The following is a 19576-nucleotide window of genomic DNA, read 5'->3' as shown; positions in this document are numbered from 1 at the left end:
GTAGAAAAAAACGACCTCTGATTCTATGTTTTTTAGCTCCTTTGTTTAATTTTTACAAGCGACAGTGTTAAAGAAACCAACAATAACACTACTGCTATGATTTTATAGGTTATTGAAAGGTTTACATTTGCATCTTTCAACGCCCCCCCTATATATACCATTAGCCCGCCCACTATGGTACTTAAGAAGTTTAAGAAGCCATATGCTGTGGCAATATACCGCTGGTCAACCACTTGCCTAAGCATGGGCATTAAATTAGCGTCATTAAAACCTCTCGCCAACCCAAACACAATCATAGCGACTATCGCCAGTAAAAAGAGATTCGTCGAAGCCATGATAAACAAAAACGGTGCTCCGACACAGAAGCCGATTATCATTACGTTTAATCTACCTTTTGGGTTCTTTTGCACCCATCGATCGGCAATAATTCCACCCACTATCACGCCGACAAAAGATCCTATCTGTATATAGCCTGTAGCAGAAATTCCTGCAGTTCCTAAATCCAAATTGAATTGATCTTTCAAAAACGTCGGCAACCAACCGTTGACCAACCAATTGGCCATACCCAATATTGCGAAATAAATCAATATAATGTAGAAAGAAGCCAGTCTAAACAAAGAAGAAAGCACCTCTCTGATCGAGTAGGAAGAAGAAACCTCTGTTATGGGCTGCGAAATACGTTTCGGCTCCTCTTCCTCTTTTTTTACATCTTTCAAAAAATAGATCAGTACAAAAGAATAAATAATTCCAAACAGGCCAAAAACATGGAATCCGGATCGCCATCCCCAGTACTCCGCAATAAATCCGCCCAAGCCACCAAGCGCTAACCCGGTATACAAACCACACATGTGCAGACCAGTGGCCAATGATCTGGTTTTTCCACTGTGATAATCGGTGATTAAAGCGAGCGCTGCGGGTATATAGCAGGCTTCGCTTACACCCATCAGCAATCGCGTAGCCAACATCTCCGGAAATGAGGACGCATAGCCGGTCCACAAGGTTACCAATGACCAAATGGCGACAGACAGAACAATCACTTTTTTTCGTGAATATTTATCTGCCAAAAAGCCGCCAAAAGGACTTACAAAACCATAAGACCATAAAAATACCGACGTCAACAAACCAAATTGCGCATCCGTCAGATCAAAATCTGCTACAATAGGATCGCGCATCGATGTAATTAGTATTCTATCAAAGTAATTTAGGAAAGCAACCACCCATAATAATGCGACGAGTAGCCACGCATAACCTTTTGTTTTCGTATTCATAAGATTTAGTCTTGCTTAATAGTGCCCCATAATACCTGAGGCGTACGGATTCCCGGTCTGATCTCTCCCGAGGGTAATATTATTCCACCAGCCCAATATGCTGTGCCTGTCGTAACTGGAACCCAAGTTTTTTCGTGCTGTTGTTTTTCTGAAATAATGATCTTATCCGCACTATAATGCCACAAATCCATCCCAAAATCATAGGTTAGTATGCGATTAGAAAAACCAGGATGATTATGCTTTAAGTCCTGATTGGCTAGGGCGCCATTATCGCCTCCGAAGACAAAAAGGTTGTTGGATTTGCAATCAAACCAAGCTGGACTTGGAGCCGCAGCTACCGATTCGGGCAGGTCAGCGATCCTTGACCATCGCATATTATCGTCCAATACATAGGCATCCTGCAGATATTGTCTTTTGCCATCCTGCAAACTTACACCCGATAGTACCACTAAGTTACCTTTCCCTTCTGCGACTACAGATAGCATACGGCCTTCACCGGGAATGGGTGGACAGACTTCCCATCCTTTATCCGTTGCGGTTAGATCCATACGCCAACATACTGATTCTGCCGTTGGCGAATCTGGGAACTTTATCCCCCCAACGATATACCATAAACTGCCTATCCTTACACTCGAACAATTTGCTAATTGAAAAGGTAATTTTGGCAAATCTTCGATATGCCATCGGTTTTCTTGCCATGTGAGTTTAAATGCTGAAGAAAGATGTCCCTCCTCATTGCTACCGCCAGCAATAAATACACTGTTCTGAAAGGAGGTTACTGCTCCGTATCCCATTGGAATAGGCAAGTGTCCAAGCGAGGTCCAGTTTCCTTGCTTATCTGTAAGTGCAAATATCTTATTCGTCCATGTTTTCTTACCACCATCCCAGGGTGCTCTTCCGTCCGGAAAATTCGCTCCGCCCATGACCAGCAGGAAATCATCGGTTGTCGCAATATATGCCCCTGCAAATCCCATTGTATCCGGAATTGGAGTTAGCACGTTCCATTTCATTTTTGTAGCAGCTGTCTGTGCAGGTAAAAGAGTTGAGCTTAGCATAAATAGTATAAAGATAAAATATTTTATATTCATTGCCCACTCATTAACAGGACTTTACAAAGGAACAAGACTTCACACGGGAGAGAAAAGCAGTATCGGACAGATCTGCATACAGGTTTTGTTCCTGCTCTTTACTAAGGGCCACCAACGGCAGTCTTGGTATACCTAGATCCAGTCCTAGCTTTTTCATAATTGCACGTTGTGTCGGGATAGGCCCATACTTTACCAGTAATTGTACCATTTGTACAGCCTCAAAATGAAGTTTTTCGGCTTCATCCAGTTTCCCTTCTTCAAAATAAGCTACAACTTGCGCATATAGCTTGGCTGCATAATTGTATGTACTGCCGATAGCGCCTTTGGCTCCCACGGCAAGGGCGGGCAGAAGAAGCTCGTCGTAACCAAATAAAATATCAAATTTACCCGATTTATAGTGTAGACAAGCCTGGTATTCCTGCATCGTCGCTGCCGTATACTTGATACCCGCCAGATTGGGTATTTTTTGTTCTGCCAGTTGCAAAAACTGAATCATATCGATCTGTATACCCGTCAACGCAGGAATATGGTAATAAAAGAAGGGTAATTTAGGTGCCGCTGATGCTATCTCAGCCATGCAATCGACCAGGTTGGCTACCGAACTTGGTTTAAAGTAAAAAGCAGAAACAGATGATATATAATCCGCACCGTGTTCTTGTGCATGTGCCGCCAGACGTTTAGCCTCCGTGATGGAACTATGGCCTACATGTACAAAAACGAGTATTCTGCCTGCCACGCAGGCTATATATTTCTCGGTAATTGCCATCCGTTCTTCCGTAGTTAAATTCGGTCCTTCACCGTTCGTTCCACAGACAAATACACCACTGACCTGCTGTTCAATCAAGTATTCCACATAAGGAGGAATGGCATCCAAATCAATATTTCCATCCTTTTTATAAGCAGCAAACGTCGCCGCAATTAATCCTTTAACTTTATTCATTTTTATGTTTTATAATTTTATAACAAATCTTTTAGCGCGATACGCTGAAATACCAAGTCAGCTTGACTGCTTTCGTAGAGAACTCCAACAGTATGCTCATCGACGGAAGTAATGCAGGAGTATCCCCTACCTTTTCCTTCGTCGAGCAACAGTTTCCTTTCCCATGTGTCGGCGTTGTCCTTGCTCACTTTTAGCGTGATATTGACGCGGTCGTATTTGGAATCCGGATTACAAAAAACGATTATCGATTTAGACGTTCCGTTCTCTGTATAATGATGTTTGTGGATACTAGCCATGCATGTTGGCTCAATCAGTGCACTATGCGAAGTGGGGTGCTCAATCCATGTTTTGCCCATATCGACTGTCGTCGCTATGGCTCGCCCATTATCTGGTCCTTTATTGGTCGCGTTGAAATTAGAGCGCATATTTAGCATAATGTGTCCGTCTTCTAATTCTACCGCCATACATTCCGTTGTCGAGCGGGGCAGCGCCGGATTAGATGTTGTCCACGTCTTGCCCTGATCGTTGCTATAGGTAATATTAGAAAACGCCTTTCCGGTTTTATCTCTTCCTTGCGTTGGCATTACGAGGGTGCCATCCTTCATCGTAAAACCGCTACCTGGAGCAGGAGCCCATAACCACCATTCTTCTCTTTTACACATTGTTGTCAGATTAACTGGCTGCGACCAAGTTTTACCATTATCCTGGCTTTTTACCATCAAGAATTGGGAAGTTTGCTTGATATCAAATCCAGGCTGCGACCCCTTGGTTTTCCATTGGTGGTTCCAAATTTCTTTATCATTTTTTTTACCCGGATACCAAGTTCCGGTTTCATCAATTACGCCATGCATCCATAATCCGGCTACGTAAATATCTCCGGTTTTCTCGTCCAACAGAATATTGGGATCAGAAACGCCGTTGAACTTTTGGGGCAACCCTCCATATTCGCCCATGTCAATAGCAATTTCTATAGGTAACCATGTATTTCCTTTGTCTTCACTCCTTGAAACACCGATATCCATATGACCCTGTAAATCCCTGCCGGATTCGTACCGGGCGTCATATACAGAAATCAAGGAGCCATCTTTGGCTGTAAGAATCCCCGGGATGCGACTCGTATGCACTCCCTCCTGCTTGTGTCTTCTTACCGCTACACCCAAGCGATGTACGGACGACCTAATGCTATCTATATTCGTCAATTGTTGCTTGTCTATTTGAAATTTCTCAATTTCAAGCATAAAGGGGAGTTCCATATGCTTGATCGGTCTTACCTTTACCGTTATCCAAAGGAAATTTGTACCTTTTCCTAATTTGGTATGGAAAGACAGGCTATTCTTACCTGATTCGGCTTTCACTTTTCTTAAAGCCGTGTAGTTCTTTACATTGTTCTGCTTTAATAATGTGGAATCATCTGCAGTGTACCATACACCAATTTCTTCAATAACTTCAGATGCCCTTTTATCCAATTCCAGAACAATCTCACCTTTTGATAGTACCGATTTCGTTTTACTATCAATTTGGAATCTTTTGACCACATTAATTTCTTGATCGGCTAATATGGGAAGGCAATAGTTTTTTACCGCTAATTGGATTTGTGCAGTACTTACTAATGTCCACATCGACAACAAAAGTGCAACAGCTAATATTCTAAAAACTTTCATTAAAATTAGAAATAGGTTTATAAATAAATCATTAAAAACTAGTACTTATGTAGTACATATAAAAGTAATAAAAAAATGTGATATTCCTAGAAAATTATATTTTTATATTTAATCAGTGCTTATGAGCAATCGTGCTTGGTTTAGCTTTAGACCAGCCGTCGTGGAGTTTTTGTTTTAGTTCGTTAATCAAAATAGCATTCGAAGGCAGATCCGCTATATTATTTAGTTCTGAAGGGTCTACTTGGTGATCATATAGTTCGATTGCGCTAATTTCATCTGTTTTAAAATCACGCCATTCTACGTAACGATAACGATCTGTTCTCATCGCATAACCCATTAAATTCGGGATTCCTTTGTATATCCAGGGTCTGGGGAACTGGCTAAATACAGCACTTTTCCAAGATTGGTCGGGATTGGTTAGTAAAGGGACTAAACTAGTTCCCTCAAGATTATCTGGAATTTGGAAGCCGGCCAGATCAGCCAAAGTTGGATATAAATCCACCAATTCAACTAGGCCGTTAGACATTATACCTTGCTTTTTCCCAGGAGCAGCGATTACTAAGGGAACTCTGGTGTCTAGTTCATAATTTGTTGACTTTGCCCATAGCCCCTTCTCTCCCAAATGAAATCCATGATCACTCCACAATACGATAATGGTATTTTTTGTTAAATTCAAACGATCTAACTCGTCCAGCACCTTTCCAATTTGGGCATCAGTATAGCTAATTGCAGCATAATAACCGTGTAATAATTCCCTCGTTTTATCGTCTGTAATTACATTATCGACGCCTATGTCGGTGTAACCTCTAAGTTCCTGATTTTTATGTCTGGCATAGGAGGGTATATTTCTTGGCGTATTTTTCTCAACAGGCAAGGTGATATTGTCACGATCATATATATCCCAATACTTTTTTGGTGCACTAAAAGGTAAATGTGGGCGGCGGAATCCTACCGCCAAAAAGAAGGGCTTATCTTTAATTTTTCTTAAAACCTCTAAAGCTTGATTTGCGACCTGCCCATCAACGTAAGCATTATCAGGCACGTCTGCAATCTCTGATGCTGCTGCTTTAGCCGACTTTTTCTGAAGATTTGAAGGCAGAAGATATTTTCCTTGTTTCGTGGTGACGGCGAGTATTTCTGGTACAGACCAAGAAAGAGAATCCTGTGCTGATGCAGGATCGTGATATATTTTGCCAATACTTTGCGTATGATAACCATTATTTTTAAAATATTGAGGCAGAGTAACTACATCTGGAATAGTGTTGCGAAAATGCGTCCTTAAGTCCCAAACCTTTGTTGTATTCGGTCTTCTTCCGGTCATTAAAGAAGTCCGTGAAGGGGAACATACAGCTTGTTGGCAGTAGGCCCGGTTGAATAAAGCGCCTGTTTTTGCCAGTTTATCTATATTGGGGCTCTGCACAGTTTCATGACCGTAACAGCCCAACTCGGGGCGCAAATCGTCTACCGCGATAAAGAGGATATTGGGTTTCTGTTTATGTTCGCTCAACTTCTTGTTTACGGTGCAACCACCTATGGCTAATGCCATTGTGGAAACAATCAAAATAATATATTTATGATTTTTCATCCCTCTATGTTTACTAAAATAATTTTCTTCTCTTATTTATTTTGTTGCAGGTGGATCATTTGAGCCGCAAATCGTTTACCAAGTTCCGTTGCCGAAGCTGCATCAAAATGTGTGTTATCCCCTTTATGTGTCAGCCCATCAGAACTGGCCAACGCGGTATTCGGGACTATCCCGGGCAATAGTTGTAACTTATCATTTACTAATTTATAATTGTCGCGATAGCGTCCGAGCTCGCCTGCTACGAAAGGCAAATTCTCATCCCCGGCAACTATTCGCAAGCGTCCGATGAGCGATTCAAGCTTGTCCAGATAATCGGAAGACCTTTCAGGGGAACTGTTCGCTTCTCCCTGATGCCAGATGATTCCTTTTATTACCCCGCTCTTCATTGCTGTATTTAACCGGGTGACGGCGTCATCGTAGGGATGTTTTTTTGTCACAGGATCCATTTCTGAGGGCACCCAAGACGTTATAGCGGTACCACCCACAGCGCAGGGAATCAAACCGATTTTAACCGACGGATTTGCTTTCGCCATTTCAATCCCAAAGGTAAGTCCGGGACCTACTGCAGCCATTTTAGGCTTGTCGAAATGTAACGGGTGGGACGCAATCACCCATTCGTTGTCCTTATTGAGCATAAGTACCTTGGGATCAGAAAGGTTCTTATATTCGACGTCCAAGAGACCACGACCGGCCATATTTGACTGACCAATAAGTAGATACAGATGAAAATTTGAATCAATGGAATCCGGATCAGGGTTCGAGCTGTAGCGATTTTGATCTGGTTTTGCACTTAATACGGACACGACTATGAGTAAAGTAAAAAGCAGAGTTCTGCACGGAATTTTTAGAAGATTCATTGATTGTTCTTTTAGTAGTTATATGTGCTTAGTTATTTTAATTAATACAAATTAATTTTCATTCATTTCTTTATGTATTCGTGGATTTCATTACTTCACATAAATCACGCTCCTGACGGGTCTTTGCCATGTGCCGCCAGTAGGATAGTTGACACGACCATTGTCTCCCTGATTCTTAACAAACATCGTCGATGAACCACCACCATCTAAGTTCATGGCATTAATAGCACCCAAGGCCTGCAAGATTTTCGCCAACTGTAGCGTAGTCACACCCGTAACACCTCCCCCTGTATCTACAACCACCATAAAAACACGTTTACCATCTGCCGTTACGCCCACCCCTGTCCTTGCAGTCTGCGAATTATTATGCCCAGTCGACATATCCAGTGCTTCTATGACACCAGAAGTAATCAGCATCGGGCCACACACCATGATGTTCTCCGCCTCCGAAACAGGGATGGCCGCAGCCACTAAATTCAGATCCTTACCGCTCTCCGTAAATTTCTTCACCGTAGCCACATTGTTATGTATGAGAAGCGCTGAATTTGTATAGAGTTGGCTGACATCCAAGTGTCCATTCTGAACGGTAGTACCATCAATCCTAATATAGGGGTCCTTGTTGGTTGAATTGCCATATGGAAAATACCCCGCATTCACCCCGGCTACAGCATTGTCGTTATTACACATGGTCACCGTATTGATCTCGGTTGGTGAGAAACCGATCCCTAAGGTATTGGCCTCACTAAGTGTAACATCCAATATATATACCCTTCGCAGGGTTGCTCCAAACAAATCGAACTCACCTGTTTTGTAAGTTAGCCCCGGTTTTATCGTATGTGTGATCCAGTTATAGGTTGCGATCTTATTTTGGTCGATATCGACAGCAATACGCTTGGCATTCGAGACCATATCGAACTTAGTAACCGTAACATCTGCGGTAGCCGCGCTACCTAAATCAGGAGCAGTCACTGTTAAGGAGGTCTTCGTCGCCACCATAACCGTTGCCTCTATCGTTCCAAACTTAACAATATTATCTTCTATATTTGGGCTAAAGTCATTCCCGTTAATGACAACTGTAGAACCATAAAAACAGGTCGTGGTCGTAGTGGTTATTAAGGGAGGTGCAGTATCGTTATATGTAAACGTTTCTATATTCGAACGCTTATTATTAACGGATACAACCACGTTTAGGGCAACATTATTGAAGCCCGAAGGGGCTTTAGCGGTGAGCTCAGTGCTTGATCTTTTGGTTATTTCTGCAACCTTTAAACCAAAAATAACATCCACCTTATCGCCATTGTTACCGAAATTTTCCCCAAGAATAAGCACCTCTGTTCCTTCCGTCCCGGCATTCGGGGACAACGATGTTATAGAAGGTGTTAAGGATGTTACAGAAGGGGGTATAGGGCTATTCGGATCGTCAACGTCATTGCTTTTACAAGAGACTGCTAAAAACAAGATCGCTATACAAACCGGTAGCATACGAAAATAGTTTAATTTTATCCCCATAACATGGTTATTTCGTTTTAACATATAATTGATTTTAATTAATCTCATTGTTTTAAGCACATCGTATTTACATCAGATTGACAGGTCCAACAAGTCCCAGAGAATACAGTGGCTGTGGCTTGATATTCGTCCATTGTTGAGCAATAGCATTCTCTTTCAACGATTTAGCGTAATTTCCCAAGACCGTAGTAACCTTTATTTTAATTGTATTGTTGCCTGATTTTAACACCTCTTTTAAATCGTAAAAATGCTTTCCATACCATCTGAATCCGAGCGGCTGGCCATTTACCTCCAGTTCCGATATGCCAAATACCTTTCCAAGGTCGAGCGACTTGTAATTCTCCGGGTTATCAATATGGATTTGTTTTTCATAAAAAATAACACCGCCGAACGACTGGAGCTTCGGCTCTTCTTTAAAATCGATTAACTTCTGGAACTCTGTTTTAACGGGCTGTTCATACACTTTTTCGAGCGTTACATACCAAGGCCCTTCAATGGTGTAGGCTTGCATGTCTGCAACTCGTGGGAGAGAATACTCCTCGCCCGTGGTATCATTGGAAAAAACGATTAAAATGGACTGTGCAGGATCAAGACTGATTTCAAGGACATTCTTCGCGTCATTATACGGATATAGATATTTTTCACCTGTCTCAGGATTCCAAAGCCAGGCCGTTTTATTTCTAACATTAAAGGTCGCGGTAAATTTATGTGCCTTTTCCAGGTGATAGTTACAAATAAAAAAAATATCTACCTCATCGGTTTTATAGTGTACCTGACTTACATGAGAAACAGGTCTGTCGAATTTAACAAAAGGTATGAGATTATATTTAGCCTGAAGCTTTGCATACCAGTCTATGATTTTTTCATTTGGAGCCGGATAGAACGTAACATGACGAGGGAAATCTTTTTTCAAAGACTGAATTTCGAGATACACCTTTTGATCTCTATCTTTGGCATTCAGCTTCCCGAATGACTTAACAGGCTCTTTTCCGATAAAAATTAATTGCCCTCCTGCCGCTACAAATTTCCTAAGCAATGTCGGGGTTTCTGGGGCTATCGATTCCATCTCAGCCATTAATAGCGTTTTATAGCTTCTTGTATTGTAATGAAGTCCGCCGCCCGAAAAGCTGCACTTTTGCAAAATGTTTTCGTTTATGTAGTCACACCCACTCCCATTTTGATGGATAGATTCCCATATGTTGTTCGCATATTCTGGGTATACCATTTGAGGAACTTGCTGGTATTGAAGACCGACTTCCGACCACATGTCTGCTAATGGAAACATGATGGCTATATCTGATTGCATTTCCGAGTTTTGAAAAACGGCAGATAACCTAGCTTTGTAGTTGAGCCATGTCTTCAAGTATGGCCACCAGGTATTCTTTTCGCTAAAAAATGACCCATAACGTACCCAGCCCGGGAAAGGAGCTTCCGGAGGGCTATAATTGAACCCGTGCAAAATGGAATGCGTAACTCCCGAAAGATTGCTTTGATCGCCCACTATTTTTATCCTTTCCAATGTGTCGTTAAAAACGAGATCCGTATTGGTAATCTCCTCGCAACTTATCACACGTTTTCCGGTTAGTCTTGCCGCAGAAGAAACGAACTTATTAACAGGACGATATGCTCTCCCGGTTTTAAAGGTGTTCTCTGGCATATCGGCACCTACATCATCACGAATCCAAGTCTCACATTCGGGTATATCGACCAGCATAGCTGATTCTAACGTGTAATATTCGCGGCCATATGCCTGCACTCTTGATTTAACCTTATTTTTCTTGCACCAGTCTATAAAGGTCTGAAAAAACCGTTCATTAAAGAGTTCTAGACGTGTTGTTTCGAAATCGTATCTCACCCGGTTAATTTCGTCCTGTGCTGGAGAAGAAAGGGAGAGGATGTCCTCCATAGATTGCGTGCCGGTATGCGTGTTTTTTGTGCTTAATTTAAATAGAATAAAAGGCAAATAAGGCTCCAGCGAATATCCTCTTCGTTGCTTAAATTGCTCCAGCATATCATCACACCAATTTGAACCACGCAGTTCCAGACTATCTACAAATATGGATCGGAAGTGATCGCCTATATTACCAATTCTGGTGGTGATCGCATCAGACATTCTATCCAGGTAACGTTGGACGGCCGCTTTATTGTAGTGATTAAGAACAGGTCCCGATGCTCCAGGTGCTCCGTATTGTACAGATGAATAACCTGTTAATTTTGCAACAGCGTAAAGTATATGATCTCCAGCCGGTACATCAATAATGATATCCGAGTTCTTTATTTGCGAATTGAGGTTAATTCCCGGACTAAAAGAGTCGAGATGTGCCGCTGAAAGCCTCAATCCAAAAAGTTCCATGGATCCGGTTTTACGTTTCATTAGAAAAGCTGTTTCAGCTAATAGCTCTTCTTTCTTTATTATAAGTTGCTGCGGTCCCTTTAAATGCTTTGTTCCGAGAGCAAGTAACTGTAACTGCTCATCCTCTTTAAGGAATTCGCCACCAAAAGGCCAGCCCGAACCTACGATAATATCACAGGCTATTCCGCGGTCTTTAGCAGCAATTAATGTTGTCCTTAATGCTTCCAGCCATTCTTCTGTCAGCCAATGAAGGGCCTTATAATCCATCGGACTATTCCATTTAGGAAAAGCAATGGTATTAATTTCAACACCGGAAATTCCCATTTCTTTAAGGACATCCAGTTCACGTATCAGTTCCTTTTCCACAACTCTTCCACCATTCCACCACCAGCGGACAAAGGGTCTCGCTGCATCGGGTGGATTTTGAAAATTTTTATATAAGTCGGATACAGAATCTTCCGCAGCATTCCGTCTTTTTGTTGAAAAAGGAAAGCCGTACACTAAAGGTGTTAAGGCACCAATTCTGACAAAATTTCTTCTGGATATCTTCATTCTTTAATTATCTAATTCCGGTCACCAAATCACCAATTATCTGTTCTAAAGGAAGATACGGGCAATCCTTCATTATTAAACAAATCTCCCACCACCCAATCTTTAAATGCGTAGCGAACCGCAACAGGCATTTTTACGTTTTCGCTTTGTACAACAACGCCTGCTCCGGTAATCTTGGCCTTTGCGGGATGAAACACTTTATCCTCTCCTGCTATTTCAAAGGCAGACAGATTTTTTCCAAAAGAAGTAAGACCATTCTCCGCATGAGAAAAAGAAATGGTTACAGCATCTTTGTTTATTTTATGCGATTTGTATACAGGAGTCGCGAATGCCAAGCCTTTCATCCCATAGGTATTACCCATCGCCCAATACACCAACCTTTTACTTATGGTCGTTTTATCCGGCGGATGAATAAAATTTTCTGCGCCAACATCTATACTCACGACCATTCCAGCATTAGGAATTTGTGTACTTGCCTTCCATTGTGCTTCTCTTAAAAAAGCCGATTCATCTGTGCTATCGTATTTAAACGGAGCTATTTGAACATAATAGAATGGCCATTCACCAATATCCCAAGCTTTACGCCAACTTTTAACCATTGTCTCCATCAACTCATCATATTGCTCATAATTTGAACGGTTTGCTTCGCCTTGATACCAAAGCATTCCCTTGATTCCGTATCCAAGAAAAGGGTTTACCATCGCATTGTATAAAACCGATGGGTCATTTTTGGTAATTTTTGCTGTGTCAGCAATGTTCGGGATTTTAATATCAGGAAACGATTTAAGCGCATTTTCCGGCATCCATGCTTCAATCTTTGTTCCGCCCCAGGTCGACATAATCATCCCTATTGGAACTTTTAATTTACGCTGAAGTTCTTGTGCAAATTGGTAACCTACAGCACTAAATTCTTTTGTGCTTTGCGCGTCAGAAATTTGCCACGAAGTTGACTTACAATCGTATTGCGGCGTTCTTGAAAGCGCTTTATCATATCTAATGAGACGTATTTCTGGGTTATCTGCATCTAAAAGAATGTCTGCCGAATTAAGTGTTGGTTGATTACGAAACCCCTTAACTGGCATTTCCATATTAGACTGACCTGAACATAACCATACCTCACCTAATAATACATTATTCAACAGGACTTCTTCCCCATCACTAATTTTTATCTCATAAGGCCCGCCAGCCTTTGTAGACACGACGGATAACTTCCATGATCCATCAGCACCAGACATGGTTGTATACTTCTGATTATTCCAGGACGTGTGTACGATCACGTTAACATTTGCCTTGGCTTTACCCCATATGGAAACATTGGAGTTTTGTTGCAATACCATATTGTCACTGAAGATTGATGGTAATGATATTTTCGCAAATGCAGTAGAGAGCGTCAGATTTATAAGCAATAAAAGCAGATATTTTTTTAGTATTAACATATTATATTTTTAGTCTTGAATAATTTATACCTTTATTTCTTATAAATCACAATTCCCTCCGTAGGACTTTCTATTCCCCCTTCGCCGACAATAACAACCGTACCGTCGTCTAACACCACCGCATCCATAAATCCATAGGGCAATTTATAACCAAAATAGGTGGTTTTGGTATGTAATTCGCCTATTGAAGCGTAGCTATCACCATCATCTGTGCTCTTGTATGCAACGGGGCTAGTGGGATAGGGAACCGTGTTTTTAGTCTGCGTGTCCGTCTCTCTGTCGGTCGGCGTTACGACTAATATCTCTCCATCTTTTCCTTTCACCGCCACCCCAGGATAGAGATGTCCAAATTGACCAACATTCACAAAAGTCGAGCTAATATTGTTTACAGTACTCCAGGTTTGGCCGCCATCACTACTATAAGACCTTCTTCTATTTCTAGGTGTGGTAGCTGTGTGCCCCATAACTATCATTAATCTTCCATCAGCCAACTCCACAACGGATGGATATTTATAGGTAGAGCCATTCAGCTGATTACTAAGATTCCAGGTTTGCCCACCATCGTCAGAAATAGCTACCCTAACGGTGTTATTGCTGTAAGAGAGTGGCATGATTATCCGATTATTATACGTTGTTGATTTTAATTCTATTCCATGCCCCGAGCCATTTCGCACATAAGTATTAGCAACTTTCAACGGGGTAGAAATCTCCACAGGCGAACTCCAGGTTTGCCCGTTATCCGTTGATTCAATTTGAAAAATCTGTTGCGTATTCCCATTATAAGTATACGTATCCGTCACATCAAATGAACCTTCAATCTTCGTGTAATGCAATATAATCTTTCCATTTCCCAGACTTACTACCTGAGGAAAACAGTAAGTTGAACCATTATTATCACCCGCTAATACGACCAATTGATCACTCCAGGAGGTACCACCATCCGATGAGCGTTTCATGATGATATCGGTGTTGCCAACAGGCTGAAAGTTTTGAGCAACTCTTTCCCTCGCAGATATCGGATCAGTTCGTCCTTCAGCAAAAAGCAGCAAGTCACCATTATTAGCTTTTGCCAAAGCAGGAGATTGTATTTTGGTATATCCTTGTTCATATTCATGCATTGCATAGTTTAAAATATACATATCGTTGCTTTCGATATACAAATCATGAACCTTAACAAAGTTACGGTGAGGGCGGATTTGAGGAGTATAATAATATAACTGACCCGGTAGAAGATTAAACTGAAAAACCAACGTATTATTAACTCTCAAATAAAATATTCCTTCCGCAATCACAACTTCTAGTTCTGCCGGAACTCCCGGACTCATTACCTCATTTATCGTTGGCCAGCCATCATTGGGGTTTACATTCACAACTGTTCCATAATAATTAACGAAAAATGTTGGTTGTCCTGCATTTCCACCGTCAAGCCCCCATATTAACTCGTTGCCGGTTTCCGTATGCAGGCCTAACGGAATACCAGCAGCGGTAGCATTTAACGTTCCCAATGTGATTTTGGTATACATATAAAAGGTCTTACCCGGACCCATGGGAACAAAATATTTTGAAAATATCCGGTTTTTCTGATACGCGGTATTGTCACCGTTGAAATGATCCGCATTAGACAAAGGATAGAAATTATAATGGGGAAATTCTTCTAATGCACCCACGTTTCTTGCCCAGGAAATCGTGTCTCCTTTTGCTACATAGTCCGTATATCCTTTAATCAACACTTTGCTGTCATCCGGAACGCCATCTTTAATTAACCATTCTCCGGCTTGTTTATTTACATCAAATGGAAACGGAAGTGGATCGGGAATTCTCTGCTCTTCCGGAAATGGACCAGGGAAGTCGAAGTGCTCCTCCCTATAACAGCCTGATATCAGGAAACTAATTATTCCGATAAAAAAGATACAGGTCTTCATTTTATTAGTTTTCATATGTATATAATTACTTCGTGAGCTCGCAAGCTCGGTTATTCATTAATATGTGCTTTCAATAGAAAAATCTATCTCCACAATTTTGGATCAATCGGAATATACCAGTTGGCCTCATTTTCTAACCGCTCCTTAATGGTTGCCCTTTCTTCCAATGAGTACTTTTCCGCAACCACATCTGCAAGCATATTTCTTCCATTCATTTGCGATCGCAGCATTAAATCATACCAACGTCTTCCTTCGAAGGCAAACTCGCGTGCCCGTTCTGCAAAAATCATGTCTTCCATCAGTTCCTTATCGGTATAAGGAAACGTTAAATTATCCAGCTTTACCAAACCCCGGGCCTCCCTTACCTGATTGACGAAATTAAAAGCAGATGAATAATTATTTAACCTCAAATCTGCCAACGCTTTTATTAAATAAGCATCTGCACTTCGCAGTACAGGCCAGCTTGCATTGCTTTGATAAGGTGGTCGTCTGGATGAAACATTATCCAGCCCGATGTATTTCCAGATCACAGTATCCCCATCCAGTACTTTATAGCTGAATTGTTCTCTTATATCAGCATCAGTATCCGAATAATTATCTGTATATAAGGCATCAACTATGGCAGTTGCCGGTTTTAAATAATACTTGCCTCCGTCGCTGCGCGCGGATGATGTGAACTCCTGCAGCCTGTTTGTTTCAAATCCTTGATTGTATTCATATCCCAGCAAGAACATGGAATGATTAGCGGCACTAGTACTTGTAAATTGATTCATCCAGGTACCCGAAACACCTAAAGAGTATGCGGTGTTTCTGATTGGAAGATCACAAAAAGACGATGCACTTTGATAATCCCCCAACCATAAAGCTATTTCTCCCGCAAACAAGGCTGCCAGCACTTGAGAAACTCTTCCATACCGTTCTTTAGAAGAGAGCGATGCTCCACCATTCCACCGATAATTAATGGGAAGTAATCCTAATGCCGTTTGCGCATCACTAAATATGAGCGTCCATACTTCTTGTTTATCAGCAGGCATGCTCAATATACTTTCGATTTGTCCGGGAGTTAAGCTTAATGTGGATTCGGTAATCGTATCTCCTACAGCATTAACATACCTTATCTGTTCTGCATAATCCGAAGTAATGAGCGGGAATTCGTCAAAGGTACGCACTAATTGATAATAGCAAATAGCTCTTAAGAGTAAAGCTTCGGCATAAAAAGCCCCTGCATCCCTATCCGTTATATTCTTATCTAACTTATGGACATCATACACTTTCTCCATCTGGCGGTTACACCTCGCAATTGTCCTGTATATTCCGGCATAGCTCGTATAAGGGTTATTCGTACTTACATTATTAACCACAAATTCATTTATATATGGATCGGGTTCAAGCTGGCCCGTTGTTACCAAATCCGCTCTGGCATCTCCCCACAACAAAAATTTATGTGCTTCCTTTGCAAGTGATTCATACATTCCAATTGCTGATGCATTTAAATCTGCCTCGGTTTTATAAAAGTCATCCTCTTGAATTGAACTCTCTGGGGTAACTTCAAAAAAATCCGAGCATGATATGATACAAATACTCAGCAGTGCCGCTGTGATCATTAATTTTATTGGTTTCATCTTCATTTTCTTCAAATTTAATTAGAACGACATCTTCAGCCCGACTATATATGATCGAGAGAGCGGTGATGCTCCAAAATCAATTCCCCGGAGCATTGGGTCTGGCGTTGTTACAACTTCCGGATCTAAACCGCTGTACTTTGTAAAAGTCATCAGGTTCTCTGCTGTTACATATACATTAAGAGCCCGGAAGAATGCCATTCTCGTGGCGATTGGTACCTCATAACTAACTGTAATATTTTTCAATCGCAGATAACTGCCATCTTCCACCCATAGATCGGATGTAACTCCATTAGATGAAGGATCATCCAATGCCGCTCTGCTTAATCCGGTTCCGGGGCTGGATGGCGAAATATAGCGGCCTGCAACATCAGGAGACTGATTAGAATAATCAGCCATTAGATGCATTTGCTGATTAAAACTATTATAAATGTCGTTTCCTACAGCATAGGTAAATAGGGCGTTTAACGATACTTGTTTATAATTTAGAAAAGTCCCGAAATTTCCAAATACCTCTGGGAGAGCAGAACCAATTACCTGGCGGTCGAGATCATTAATTTTCGAATCATTATTTATGTCTTGGATAATATAGTCTCCGGCCTTAAAATTAGTACCGTCGGACTTTTGCAGATTTACTGCCTCATCTGAAGCAAAAACACCCAGCACCTTATAGCCATAAAAAGCTCCTATGGATTCATTTACGCTGGCTATTGTGCTAACTCCTCCTATTGATTTAACGATATCTTCATTTCTAAGTTCTTTTACTTTGTTCTTCAAGGTTGAAAAACTTCCAAAAACGGACCAAGATAACGCTGTCTGATTAATTAACGTCGCATTCAAATTTATTTCAATACCTTGAGAGGCCATCTTTCCATTGTTCTCAAACTGCGGGTCAAGTCCCAGTTCAATTGGCAACGTACGTTGTGTAATAAGATCGGATGTTGATTTGTAGTAATATCCTCCATTAAGTACAAGTTTTCTGTCAAATAAACCCAGCGTTATTCCTGCATCATACATATCGGTAACTTCAGGTTTGATCGATTCGTTTGCAATGTTTCCTAAATATGCACCGCCATAGCCATAATAATTAGCAGCTGAATAAAGATTGTAATGATAATAGCCTCGCAAATCATTATTTCCTGTTCTACCCCAGCCGGCGCGAAATGCCAACTGATTATGTTTGCTCCTGTCTAATAAATCTATTTCTGTATCTACTCCCGGATAAATTCCCCACCTTCCTTCTCTACCAAAATTAGATGAACCTTCGATATTCAAATTTGCACCTATGTTTATTTTGTTTAAAAGATCCACGTTTCCCCGCAAATACAATATTGCCAATCTTGAGTTATATTTCGAATTAGAAGCGGAATCTAATATCCCCTGGTCCAACGTTTCATAGTCATCGGTACCCGCGTTAATTTTACGCGCGAAAACGGCTTTTTCTTCATACGATTCTACAGACAACCCTGCTTTTCCAAAATACTTGTTTACCTTCCCAAATGATCCGTTTTTCTCAAACCAGGTATTCCATAAAATGGTAGCTTCACTGGAGTTTCGTTTTAAATTTTGTCTGGTTCTATTCAAATCCGGAACTATTCCATATGCGGGACGATATTGTTTTTCCGTCAGGTTCATGTAATTGAATACAAACGATGAGCGTAAATAGGTCCCAGGTTGCATTAGCCAGCTGGCAACAATATTTCCATCTACCCGGTTATCTTCATTGTTGTTATACATATTTTCAACCAGCGAAATCGGATTACTTTTTCCCAAAACATCCACATCGGCCAATCGATTTGATATCTCTCCTGATTCTGAGAATAAATAAGGGCTCATAAATGGGGCTTTGGTTACAGCATTAAACAAGGGACGTATGCTGTAATTAAATCCTTGTTCAGCATAATGTACTTTTGCATACGTATATGCGAGATGGTTTGCTATCTCAATTTTTGGTGAAAGCTTATAGTCTATATTGAACCTTAAATTAGCCTGATTCATATCAGACCCTTTAATGGTTCCTTCTCTATCGGCATAACCTACACTAAACATATAACGTGTATCGCCATCTCCACCTTTAAGCTTTATATGATAATCGGATATCCTTGCATTCCTTGTGATCATACCCAGCCAATCTGTATTGTGGTTATATAGCGGGGAGCTTGTGTCGAAAATTGGATTCTGATCTAGTTCTTCTTGGGTACTCCCGTTTTCAAGTAAATAATTACCGAGATAATTTTTAAACTGACTGGCATCCATTCGGTCGATATTGTAATCAGCACTCGCCACACCGAACTTTGCAGAGAAATCGATTTTAGTTCCTCCTAATTCGCCCCTATCCGTTTCTATATATATGGCTCCATTAGCACCTCTTCCTCCAATTTCTGAAAGTTCCTTTCCTTCTTTAACCACTTTTATATCCCGGATATCATAAGGATTGATAAAATTAAAACGTGACGGCTGAAAAACGGATAAGAACGATGGTAGCGAACGGGTATATCTAACAGGGATACCATCTACATATACAAACGGCGAGGCATTCATATTAATTGAACTCAAACCACGAATCATTAACTGAGATGCGTTACCAACGGTTCCAGACTGTATAACCTGAACTGCCGGTTCTTTAACTAAGAGTTCGCTGAATGTTGGAGCGGCAGTTTTAACATTAACGGTTATAACGGAATCTACAGCAGCGTCGCTAGTCTCTTGTGCAAATGCAGACATACCTATAATATTCAAAGCAAGGAACAAGCCTTTGGTTTTAAATCTTTTTTTCATATATC

12 protein-coding genes are annotated in these 19576 nt (G+C 41.1%); all 12 read right to left on the bottom strand.

Annotated features, from left to right (window positions below; all coding sequences use genetic code 11):
- Window positions 1-32: 32 nt before the first annotated feature.
- The 12 genes from FXV77_RS04805 to FXV77_RS04750 all read right to left on the bottom strand — a co-directional run bounded on the left by FXV77_RS04805 (window position 33) and on the right by FXV77_RS04750 (window position 19571).
- Entirely contained in the window at window positions 33-1268 is a 1236-nt protein-coding gene (locus tag FXV77_RS04805) for an MFS transporter (protein WP_148918074.1), read from the bottom strand.
- Between the two features lie 5 nt (window positions 1269-1273).
- Complete coding sequence (locus FXV77_RS04800; RefSeq protein WP_148918073.1) at window positions 1274-2278, bottom strand: galactose oxidase; 1005 nt, start codon at window positions 2276-2278, stop codon at window positions 1274-1276.
- An 88-nt stretch (window positions 2279-2366) separates the two neighbouring features.
- The gene (locus FXV77_RS04795; RefSeq protein WP_148918072.1) at window positions 2367-3296 is read right to left on the bottom strand and encodes a dihydrodipicolinate synthase family protein; all 930 of its coding nucleotides are present in this window, start codon (window positions 3294-3296) and stop codon (window positions 2367-2369) included.
- Window positions 3297-3313: 17 nt separating this feature from the next.
- Window positions 3314-4957 carry a sialidase family protein gene (locus FXV77_RS04790; RefSeq protein ID WP_222867710.1) on the bottom strand — a complete coding sequence of 548 codons (1644 nt, stop codon included), beginning with the start codon at window positions 4955-4957 and terminating at the stop codon, window positions 3314-3316.
- Window positions 4958-5069: 112 nt separating this feature from the next.
- Entirely contained in the window at window positions 5070-6542 is a 1473-nt protein-coding gene (locus FXV77_RS04785) for a sulfatase (RefSeq protein WP_222867709.1), read from the bottom strand.
- A 32-nt stretch (window positions 6543-6574) separates the two neighbouring features.
- Window positions 6575-7345, bottom strand: coding sequence for a sialate O-acetylesterase (locus FXV77_RS04780; RefSeq protein ID WP_187444007.1), 771 nt, complete (start codon window positions 7343-7345; stop codon window positions 6575-6577).
- Window positions 7346-7489: 144 nt separating this feature from the next.
- Window positions 7490-8956, bottom strand: coding sequence for a phosphodiester glycosidase family protein (locus FXV77_RS04775; protein WP_148918070.1), 1467 nt, complete (start codon window positions 8954-8956; stop codon window positions 7490-7492).
- A 19-nt stretch (window positions 8957-8975) separates the two neighbouring features.
- Window positions 8976-11813: a glycosyl hydrolase gene (locus FXV77_RS04770; RefSeq protein WP_148918069.1), complete on the bottom strand. Its 2838-nt coding sequence runs from the start codon at window positions 11811-11813 to the stop codon at window positions 8976-8978.
- A 29-nt stretch (window positions 11814-11842) separates the two neighbouring features.
- Window positions 11843-13249 (bottom strand): sialate O-acetylesterase, encoded by a 1407-nt coding sequence (locus FXV77_RS04765; protein ID WP_148918068.1) that lies wholly within the window; start codon window positions 13247-13249, stop codon window positions 11843-11845.
- A gap of 32 nt (window positions 13250-13281) precedes the next feature.
- Complete coding sequence (locus tag FXV77_RS04760) at window positions 13282-15186, bottom strand: sialidase family protein (RefSeq protein WP_148918067.1); 1905 nt, start codon at window positions 15184-15186, stop codon at window positions 13282-13284.
- Window positions 15187-15254: 68 nt separating this feature from the next.
- Window positions 15255-16799, bottom strand: coding sequence for a RagB/SusD family nutrient uptake outer membrane protein (locus tag FXV77_RS04755; RefSeq protein WP_148918066.1), 1545 nt, complete (start codon window positions 16797-16799; stop codon window positions 15255-15257).
- Window positions 16800-16814: 15 nt separating this feature from the next.
- Entirely contained in the window at window positions 16815-19571 is a 2757-nt protein-coding gene (locus tag FXV77_RS04750) for a SusC/RagA family TonB-linked outer membrane protein (RefSeq protein WP_148918065.1), read from the bottom strand.
- Window positions 19572-19576: the final 5 nt, after the last annotated feature.

This window comes from Sphingobacterium phlebotomi (genome assembly GCF_008180195.1).
Classification (GTDB): Bacteria; Bacteroidota; Bacteroidia; order Sphingobacteriales; family Sphingobacteriaceae; genus Sphingobacterium; species Sphingobacterium phlebotomi.
The sequence above is the reverse complement of the archived record's forward strand: the minus strand, read 5'-3'. Positions and strand labels throughout refer to the sequence as shown.

Coding starts and splice junctions, on each gene's coding strand:
- FXV77_RS04805 (WP_148918074.1), bottom strand. CDS start 1,268: ATGAATACGAAAACAAAAGGTTATGCGTGGCTACTCGTCGCATTATTA.
- FXV77_RS04800 (WP_148918073.1), bottom strand. CDS start 2,278: ATGAAATGGAACGTGCTAACTCCAATTCCGGATACAATGGGATTTGCA.
- FXV77_RS04795 (WP_148918072.1), bottom strand. CDS start 3,296: ATGAATAAAGTTAAAGGATTAATTGCGGCGACGTTTGCTGCTTATAAA.
- FXV77_RS04790 (WP_222867710.1), bottom strand. CDS start 4,957: ATGAAAGTTTTTAGAATATTAGCTGTTGCACTTTTGTTGTCGATGTGG.
- FXV77_RS04785 (WP_222867709.1), bottom strand. CDS start 6,542: ATGAAAAATCATAAATATATTATTTTGATTGTTTCCACAATGGCATTA.
- FXV77_RS04775 (WP_148918070.1), bottom strand. CDS start 8,956: ATGAGATTAATTAAAATCAATTATATGTTAAAACGAAATAACCATGTT.
- FXV77_RS04770 (WP_148918069.1), bottom strand. CDS start 11,813: ATGAAGATATCCAGAAGAAATTTTGTCAGAATTGGTGCCTTAACACCT.
- FXV77_RS04765 (WP_148918068.1), bottom strand. CDS start 13,249: ATGTTAATACTAAAAAAATATCTGCTTTTATTGCTTATAAATCTGACG.
- FXV77_RS04760 (WP_148918067.1), bottom strand. CDS start 15,186: ATGAAAACTAATAAAATGAAGACCTGTATCTTTTTTATCGGAATAATT.
- FXV77_RS04755 (WP_148918066.1), bottom strand. CDS start 16,799: ATGAAGATGAAACCAATAAAATTAATGATCACAGCGGCACTGCTGAGT.
- FXV77_RS04750 (WP_148918065.1), bottom strand. CDS start 19,571: ATGAAAAAAAGATTTAAAACCAAAGGCTTGTTCCTTGCTTTGAATATT.